At 70.9% G+C, this 8,058-nt stretch carries 9 protein-coding genes; 3 read left to right on the top strand and 6 right to left on the bottom strand.

Annotation, left to right across the window (positions count from 1 at the left end; all coding sequences use genetic code 11):
- A partial coding sequence (locus WA805_RS18375) for a C1 family peptidase (protein WP_425242936.1) occupies positions 1–563 on the top strand: 563 nt, incomplete at its 5' end.
- Positions 564–579: 16 nt separating this feature from the next.
- Here WA805_RS18375 and WA805_RS18380 read toward each other — a convergent pair.
- Positions 580–1,800, bottom strand: coding sequence for an allantoate amidohydrolase (locus tag WA805_RS18380; RefSeq protein ID WP_425242937.1), 1,221 nt, complete (start codon positions 1,798–1,800; stop codon positions 580–582).
- A 500-nt stretch (positions 1,801–2,300) separates the two neighbouring features.
- The gene (locus tag WA805_RS18385) at positions 2,301–3,125 is read right to left on the bottom strand and encodes a crotonase/enoyl-CoA hydratase family protein (RefSeq protein WP_422285035.1); all 825 of its coding nucleotides are present in this window, start codon (positions 3,123–3,125) and stop codon (positions 2,301–2,303) included.
- A 128-nt stretch (positions 3,126–3,253) separates the two neighbouring features.
- Between WA805_RS18385 and WA805_RS18390 the strand changes: the two genes are divergently transcribed.
- Together WA805_RS18390 and WA805_RS18395 are read left to right on the top strand one after the other, a co-directional pair.
- Positions 3,254–3,427, top strand: a complete 174-nt coding sequence (locus tag WA805_RS18390) for a hypothetical protein (protein ID WP_422272719.1) — start codon at positions 3,254–3,256, stop codon at positions 3,425–3,427.
- The gene (locus tag WA805_RS18395; protein WP_425242938.1) at positions 3,424–4,017 is read left to right on the top strand and encodes a carboxymuconolactone decarboxylase family protein; all 594 of its coding nucleotides are present in this window, start codon (positions 3,424–3,426) and stop codon (positions 4,015–4,017) included. Before WA805_RS18390 ends, WA805_RS18395 begins: the two co-directional genes overlap by 4 nt.
- A 10-nt stretch (positions 4,018–4,027) precedes the next feature.
- On the opposite strand, the gene WA805_RS18400 is transcribed toward WA805_RS18395, so the two are convergent.
- The 4 genes from WA805_RS18400 to WA805_RS18415 form a co-directional block, all read right to left on the bottom strand.
- Positions 4,028–5,593 carry an AMP-binding protein gene (locus WA805_RS18400; protein ID WP_422281434.1) on the bottom strand — a complete coding sequence of 522 codons (1,566 nt, stop codon included), beginning with the start codon at positions 5,591–5,593 and terminating at the stop codon, positions 4,028–4,030.
- The gene (locus WA805_RS18405) at positions 5,590–6,354 is read right to left on the bottom strand and encodes an enoyl-CoA hydratase family protein (RefSeq protein ID WP_422285039.1); all 765 of its coding nucleotides are present in this window, start codon (positions 6,352–6,354) and stop codon (positions 5,590–5,592) included. The genes WA805_RS18400 and WA805_RS18405 overlap by 4 nt, the downstream gene beginning before the upstream one ends.
- Positions 6,355–6,367: 13 nt before the next feature.
- Positions 6,368–7,525 carry an acyl-CoA dehydrogenase family protein gene (locus tag WA805_RS18410; RefSeq protein WP_425242939.1) on the bottom strand — a complete coding sequence of 386 codons (1,158 nt, stop codon included), beginning with the start codon at positions 7,523–7,525 and terminating at the stop codon, positions 6,368–6,370.
- Positions 7,522–8,058: biotin/lipoyl-containing protein (locus tag WA805_RS18415; RefSeq protein WP_425242940.1), on the bottom strand; the 537-nt coding region annotated here is incomplete at its 5' end. The genes WA805_RS18415 and WA805_RS18410, both read right to left, overlap by 4 nt.

An 8,058-nucleotide genomic window follows, 5' to 3' on the forward strand; every position in this document is an offset into this window, starting at 1 on the left:
GCGACTACGTCTGCCTGGTCAACGACCCCCGCCCGTCCAGCCCGATCGGCCGGACCTTCACCGTTGAGTACCTCGGCAACGTCATCGGCGGCCCGCCGGTCATCTACCTCAACGTCGACATGCAGGTCATCAAGGATGTCGCCGCGGCCACGATCCAGGGCGGTGAGCCGGTCTGGTTCGGCTGCGACGTCGGCAAGATGATGAGCAACGACTACGCGTTCTGGGACGCCGAGCTCTACGACCTGCCAGCTGTCTACGACACCGCGTTCGGCCTCGACAAGGCCGCCCGCCTGGCCTACCACGAGACCGCGATGACGCACGCGATGCTCTTCACCGGGGTCGATGTGCTGGACGGCGTGACCCGGCGCTGGCGCGTGGAGAACAGCTGGGGCTCCGACCGCGGCAAGGACGGCTTCTACACGATGAACGACTCCTGGTTCGGCCAGTACGTCTTCGAGATCGCCGCCCGCAAGAGCGCGCTTCCGGCCGGCCTGCAAGGCGCCCTGGACGCCGAGCCGATCGTGCTGCCCGCCTGGGACCCGATGGGCGCCCTGGCCCGGTAGCCAGGCCTCAGCCCTGTCATGACCGGCCTGCCAGGCTTCTCAGCGCGGTTTCCAGCGCGTCAACGCCAGCGGCGCAGTCCTCGGCGCTGGCGAACTCTTCAGGCGCATGCGATATGCCCGTGGGGTTGCGAACGTAGAGCATGGCGGTAGGCACCGCTGCCGCGAGCACGGCGGCATCGTGGCCGGCGCCGGTCGGCAGGGCGGGAACGCCGCCCAGTGCCTCGCGGATGGCCATCCGCGGGCCGTCGGGAAAGTGCACGGTGCCGGACCACGACTGCTCGGTCAGTTCGGCCGTGCATCCCTGCGCGGCAGCGTGTGCCGCGGCGGTCGCGCCAATCTCAGCGACGAGCGCGCGGGTGACCTCGTCCTCCTCGGCGCGGCTGTCCAGCCACACGTCAACGCGGCTCGCGATGACGTTAGTACCGCCAGGGGCGGCATCGACGCGGCCGACAGTGGCGCGGGCACCGGCCCGGGCCCGCGCCAGGTCCGCGATCTGCGCGATCGTCGCGCCCGCGGCAACCATGGGGTCGCGCCGGTCGGACATGAGGGTGGTGCCGGCGTGGTTTCCCTGACCGGCGAAGCGGAGCCGCCAGCGGCCGTGGCCGAGGACACTGGAGGCCACGCCGACGGGGACGCCGAGGTCGATCAGCCCACGGCCTTGCTCGACGTGCAGCTCGAGGAACAGGCCGATGCGAGACAGCAGCGCATCGTCGCGGCCGGCCCGGGCCGGGTCGAGTCCGGCTGCCGCCATCACCTCGGCCAGCGTGCATCCCGAGGCATCGGTCAGCGCCAGCGCCGTGCCGGCAGCGAGTCCGCCCGACAGCAGCTTCGAGCCGAGGCAGGCGACGCCGAAGCGCGAGCCCTCCTCCTCGGCGAACACCACGACGGCTACCGGACGGGATGGCCGGAAGCCGCTGACCATGAGCCGCTGGACCGCGTCGAGCGCGCTGACCACGCCCAGCGGACCGTCGAAGGCGCCGCCGCCAGGCACCGAATCCAGGTGGCTGCCGGTAACGAGCGCGCCAGGGCCGGGCGGCCCCCACCACGCCCAGATGTTGCCGTTACGGTCATGGTCAACGTCCAGGCCGATCCCGGCTGCGCGCGCGACGAACCACTCACGAAGCTGCCGGTCGGCCTCATCGAAGAGGTGACGCGAGTAGCCGCCTCGTACGGTGTCGCGGCCGATGTCGGCGATCTCAGCGAGCGCGGGCGCGCTGGTCGCACCGGTTTCGGTCACAGGTCATCCCTCCGGCGCTTATTCAAGGCAATTATCCCGAACGTACCCGGCTGACTGCCGATCAGCCGTGGCCGTGCTGTCGGTGCTGACCGACGGCAAGCACGTCTCTAGACATTGACATCCAGCACCGCCAGCCAGCCGACGGCACTGCCGCTCTATCCGTTTTCGCCGAAACCAGCAACGCTCTCCTTGCCCGCCTGGGGCGGTGTGGCCCACAGCGCCAATAGATTCGCACCTGTGGGCCACACCGCTAGTCCGATAGGCGACTCGCGGTTCGTGACGGCAAGTGTCCCGTCCATGATCACGAAGAGTTTTGGTCGCTATGGCAGCCACGAATTTTCGTGATCATGGAAATGGCTGACCATAACCGCGCGGTGAGCGGACGCGGTCGGTGCGTGTCGCGAGCCCGATGCGGACGGCCTTTCTCCATGCGCTTACGGGAGGTCGGCTACGGGTCGCTACGGACTGGCTTGGACGCGCCCGGCCGCGGTTTCGGGTCATCAGATCTCGTCGAAGCTGGGGTCGCGCTTTTCCAGGCGTGCCGTGACGGCTTCCACCTGGTTCGGGCTGCCGATCAGTGCGCGGATCTCCTCCTGCTCTGCCGCGAACCCTGACGCCAGGTCGGTCCGCCCGGCGAGATTGAGCAGCCGCTTCGCCGCCCGGATGGCGTGCGGGCTGCGCCCGGCGATCTCCTTCGCCATGGCGAGAGCCGCGGCGAGCGGATCGGGGTCGGTGCGCGTCGCCAGCCCGATGCGCACGGCCTCCTCGCCGCTGACGATCCGTGCGGTATAGGTGAGTTCCTTGGCGACGTCCCGGCCAACCAGTTCGGGCAGCAGCTGGGTACCGGTCATGTCCGGGATCAGGCCCCACGCCACCTCGAACACCGACAGCCGGGCATCGGGCGTGACGATCCGGATGTCCGCCCCGAGCGCGATCTGCAGGCCGCCGCCCAGCGTGTTGCCGCGCAGCGCCGCGATCACCGGGACGGGGACCTCGGCCCAGACGTAGGCCGCGCGCTGGCCTGTCGCCTTCGCCGGCCCGTCGGCGGACGGGAGCTGCGCGGTCGCGGACAGCCTCATCCCCGCACGCATCGCCTGGAAGGAGGCGAAGTCCAGCCCGGCGCAGAAGTCGGGTCCCGCACCGGACAACACGACCGCGCGCACCCCCGGCTGGGACTTCAGGCGCTCGCCTGTTACCACGAGCGCCTCGAACATCGCTGGATCGAGCGCGTTGCGCTTCTCGGGCCGGTTCAGGCGGACGTCGGCTACCGCGCCGATAAGGGTGACGGTCACCCGCCCCGCACTGTCAGTCGTTATGTCGCTCATCGGTTCGCTGCTCCGTCCGCCTGGCTAGATGTCACTTGCTCCAGTTCGCACGTTACGGTGGTGATCAAGCCGCGTTCGGCCGAAAGGGAATCACCGGCCGCCTCCACCTCATCAGAAGGGAACTCATCGTGCGCAAAATCCAGCTGGTCTATAGCAACCCGGTGCCCGGCATGGAGGACGAGTTCAATGAGTGGTATTCGAGCCGGCACGTTCACGAGATCCTGCGGGTCCCGGGATACCTGAGCGCACAACGGTTCCGGGTGACCAGGCACCCGATCGGCGAGAAGGTCGTGCAGCGGTGACACAGCGAGCTCCCATGTCCCGGATTCCCTATGTGCGGCGCGATGAGCTGGGCCCCGAGGGCCAGCAGCTGTGGGACAGCATCGTCATTGGCCGGGGCGATCAGGTCCTCACCGCCGACGGCGCCTTGGCCGGGCCGTTCAACGCGTTCGTCACGGCGCCTGACGCCGGGCGGCGGCTGTCCGCACTCGGCGCGACGCTGCGGTTCGGCACGTCGATCGAGCGGCGGCTGTCCGAGGTCGCCATCATCACGATCGGCGCGCGGTGGCGGGCGGAGTTCGAGTGGTGGGCGCACGCGCCGATGGCGCGCGAGCACGGCGTCGCCGGCGCGGTGGTGGACGCGATCGGGCGCGGCGAGGACCCGCCGTTCGAAGCCGACGATGAACGGGCCGTCTACACGGTCGCCCGCCAGCTCGGTGACGCCGGCCGCCTGGACCAGGAGACGTACGATGCGGCGCACCGGCTTCTCGGCGACGCCGGGATGGTGGAGCTGGTGTCGCTGTGCGGGTACTACACACTCGTTTCGTTCCTGCTGAACGCGTTCACCGTGCCGCTGCCGCCGGATGCGCTGCCGATGTGGGCCGACTCTTGACCGTCGATGGTCAGATGGCCCGTTCGCGGCCGGCCCAGTAAGGCTCGCGCAAGGCGCGTTTGAGCACCTTGCCCGTCGCGCTGCGCGGCAGGACTTCGACGAAGTCGACCGAAGCCGGGGCCTGGAAGTGGGCCAGCCGGGCGCGGCAGAAGGCGATGACGTCGGGGGCGGACAACTCCGCCCCAGGAGCGGGGACAACGACGGCCTTGACGGACTCGCCCCAGCGGTCGTCGGGGATCCCGATGATCACGCCCTCGCTGACGCCCGGGCAGGCGTTGAGCACGTTCTCGACCTCGGGGCCGTAGACGTTCTCGCCGCCGGTGATGATCATGTCCTTGACCCGGTCCAGGACGTAGATGAAGCCGGCGTCGTCGGCGCGGCCGATATCGCCGGAGCGGATCCAGCCATCGGCGGTCTTCGTCCCCGCGGTGGCCTCCGGCCGGTTGAGGTACCCGCGCATGGCCTGGGCCGAGCGAAACCAGATCTCGCCCCTCTCGCCGGGCTTGACATCCTCGAGCGTCACGGGATCGACGACGCGGGCCTCGACGCCAGGCAAGGGCAGCCCGCCGGAGGCAAGCCGCTCGGGGTGGGCGGCGTCCCGGTGCGCCTCGGCGGTGAGCAAGGTGGCCACACCGGAGAGCTCGGTCATCCCGTAGACCTGGACGAGGTCAGTCTGCGGCCAGGCGTCGAGCGCCTGCCGCAGCATCGGCAGCGGCATCGGCGCGGCCCCGTAAGAGATCGACTTCAAGGCGCCGAACGCGGTGATCGCCTGCCCCCCGGCGGTGAGCACCCCGTGGATGACGGTCGGGACGATGAAGGTGTGGGTCGCCCCGCTGGCGATCGCGCCGAAAAGCGCGTCCGGCGCGGGTTCTCGCAGCAAGATCGTGCGCGCGCCGCCGTGAATGCCGACCTGGGCGTAGCACGAGCCGCCCACGTGAAACAGCGGCATCGCGACGAGGCTGACCGTGTCCGGCCCGATCGACATCGTCGCGCAGCACGCCCCGCTGTGCGCGATCACGCCGCGGTGGGTGAGCTGGGCGCCCTTCGGTCGGCCGGTGGTCCCGGAGGTGTACATCACGAGACAGACGTCGTCCGGGTCGACGCTGCTGCTGCCTTCGTCGGGCTGCCCGGCCGCGAGGAACGGCTCGTACTCGTCGCTGTCCCCGCCGATCACCACCCGCCGCGGAACCAGGCTGTCCGCGTCGGCGGCGGCCGCGACGTCGGCGAGCTGCGCCCCCTGGAAGAGGATCACGGGCCGCGAATCCTCGAGAATGTAGCGGATCTGGTCGGGGCTCAGCCGGAAGTTCGCGGGCACGGTGGCGGCACCGAGGGCGGACGCCGCCAGTGTGAGCTCGACGGTGGCGAGGTGGTTGAGGTCCAGCACGGTCAGCCGGTCGCCGGGGCGCACCCCGGCGTCGCGCAGGGCACCGGCCAGCCGCAGGATCCGCTGCCGCCACTGCCCCCAGGTGAAGGTCTGTGTGCCGAAAGTGATGGCGGTGTCGTCGGGGCGCGTGCTTGCCCAGTGATCGAGCCGGTCGCGCAGCAGGGTGGCGGCGGGAGCAGGGGAGGGCGTCATCGCTGGCCTTTCCGGTGCGTCTGATCGAGGAAGGCGGAGAAGTGCGACCGCGCGACGTCGGACGCGAACAGCCGCGCGGACAGTTGTCCCATGGCGGCCCCCTCCTCGTCGATGGCGCGCAGCCGGTCGCCGGTGGTGAGCGGCTTGGTCTCGCGCAGGCCTTGGGGATCGGCGCGGCGCAGGCCGTCGAGCACGTCCGAGGCGAGGGCGTCCACGTCGTCCCCGGCCGCGGTGACGAGCCCGATCTGCGCGGCCACCGCCGCGCCGAACGTCTCGCCGGTGAGGAAGTACCGCGCGGCGGCCCGTGCGGTGAGCAGCGGGCGCAGCGGCAAAGAGATCAGGGCGGGGGCCAGGCCGAGCCGCGCCTCGGTGAAGGCGAACGTCGAGCGGGCCGAGGCGAGCACGACATCGCACGCACCGAGCACGCCGAGGCCGCCCGCCCGGGCAGCGCCGTCTACCCGGGCGACGACCGGGATCGGCAGGGTGAGCAGCTGCCGGAACAGGGCCAGCATGGCCCGCGTCCCGTCCGCGGGATCACCGTCGCGCATCTCGTCGAGCGCGGCGCCGCTGCAGAACGTGGTTCCCGTGTGCGTGAGCAGCACGGCGTGCACGGTGCCGTCGGTACCGGCTGCCGCCGCGGCGGCGAGCGCGTCCCGCAGCTGCGCGACGAGCCGGCGCGACAGCGCGTTCCTGTTGGCGGGCGAGTCGAGCGTGATGGTCACGATGCGGTCGCCGGACACGCTGTGCACGATCCCGGACATATGCCTCCCCGCCTCAGTATGACTTGGGGAGGCCGAGCGAATGCTGGGCGACGAAGTTCAGGATCATCTCCCGGCTGACGGGTGCGACCCGGGCGATGCGCGCCGCGCCGAGAAGCATGGCGAGGCCGTAGTCGGCCGCGAGCCCGTTGCCGCCGTGGCACTGGATGGCCTGGTCCAGGGCGCGGATGCTGGCCTCCGCGGCCGCGTACTTGGCCATGTTGGCGGCCTCGCCAGCCGCCTTGTCGTCGCCTTCGTCATACAAGGTGGCTGCCTTGGCGAGCATGAGGCGGCTGAGCTCAACCTCGATGTGGCACTGCGCGAGGGGGTGGGCCAGGCCCTGGTGGGCGCCGATGGGGACGCCCCAGACGTTGCGTTCCTGAAGGTAGCGCCGCGCCTTGTTGATCGCGAAGCGGCCGGTGCCCGCGGCGGTGGCAGCCCCCATGATGCGCTCCGGGTTGAGGCCGGCGAAGAGGGCTTCCAACGGCGCGTCGTGGCCGCCAACCAGCGCCTCGGCGGGAAGCCGCACGTCATCGATGAAGAGCTGGCACTGCCGCTCGGTCTCGACGATGTCCATCTCGATCGGGTAGTAGCTGAATCCGGGGGTCTCGCGCGGCAGCAGGAACATGGCCGGCCGGAGCCGCCCGGTTCTGGCGTGCTGAACGCGGGCGACAATGAGCACGGCATCCGCGTTGGGGACCCCGGTCACGAACGTTTTGCGGCCGGTGAGGATCCAGTCGGAGCCGTCCTGGCGCGCGATCGTCGTGATGTTGTGCGAGTTGCTCCCGGCGTCTGGCTCGGTGATGCCGAAGGCGACGACGGTGCTGCCGTCAGCGATGCCCGGCAGCCATCGCGTCCGTTGCTCCGGCGTTCCGTACCTGGCGAGCACGGTTCCCACGATGGCCGGGGAGACCACCATCATGATGAGCGGCGCGCCCTCGGCGCTGACCTCCTCGAGCACGAGAGAAAGCTCGTAGATTCCGGCGCCGCCGCCGCCGTACTCCGCGGGCAGGTTCACCCCGAGGAACCCGGCGGCCCCCAGGGCCTGCCACAGCTCGGTCATCGGCTGGCCGCGGCGAGCGTGCTCGACGGCGTACTCGACCCCGAATTTCCGTGCCACCTGCCGGACGGATTCGCGCAGCGCCTGCCGTTCCGCGGACTCGGTGAAGCTCACGATGACACCTCCTGGGGTTGGTCGTCGGCGAGGACGGCCAGCACCGCACCGACCTCGACCGCGGCGCCGGCCGTGACGGGCAGTGCCGCCACCCGCCCGGCCCGGTCGGCACGGACGACGTGCTGCATCTTCATGGCCTCGATCACCAGCAGCTCCTGGTCGGCGCTGACCTGGTCGCCGACGGCGACGCGCACGGCGACGACCGTGCCGGGCAGGGGTGCCCGCAGGGATCCGGAGTCGGCGGCGTGGCCGGGTTCAAGGAACCGGCCGGCCTCGGTGAACGTCACGGCGCCGGCGTCGCCGTCGACCTCCAGAAGGCTGACGCCGCCGGGACCGGGGTAGCGGGCCACGCGCCACCGCCGGACCATGCCGTCGACCTCCATGACAACCAGGGACGGCGCGCACGACAGCGGCACGACACCCGGCAGGTCGTCAACGGTCACCCCGGCGGGAGCGCCGCGGGCAGGCCGGTAGCTCACCCGGTGCTCGCCGGCCGGCCCGGTCAGCACGCTCCACTGCGGGCTGGCCGGCAC

The sequence above is a fragment of the Trebonia sp. genome (genome assembly GCF_049794275.1).
Lineage (GTDB): Bacteria > Actinomycetota > Actinomycetes > Streptosporangiales > Streptosporangiaceae > Trebonia.

What these genes read in the sequence shown, in the direction of transcription:
- WA805_RS18400 (WP_422281434.1), bottom strand. Translation starts at nt 5,593, where the DNA reads ATGACGCCCTCCCCTGCTCCCGCCGCCACCCTGCTGCGCGACCGGCTC.
- WA805_RS18405 (WP_422285039.1), bottom strand. Translation starts at nt 6,354, where the DNA reads ATGTCCGGGATCGTGCACAGCGTGTCCGGCGACCGCATCGTGACCATC.
- WA805_RS18385 (WP_422285035.1), bottom strand. Translation starts at nt 3,125, where the DNA reads ATGAGCGACATAACGACTGACAGTGCGGGGCGGGTGACCGTCACCCTT.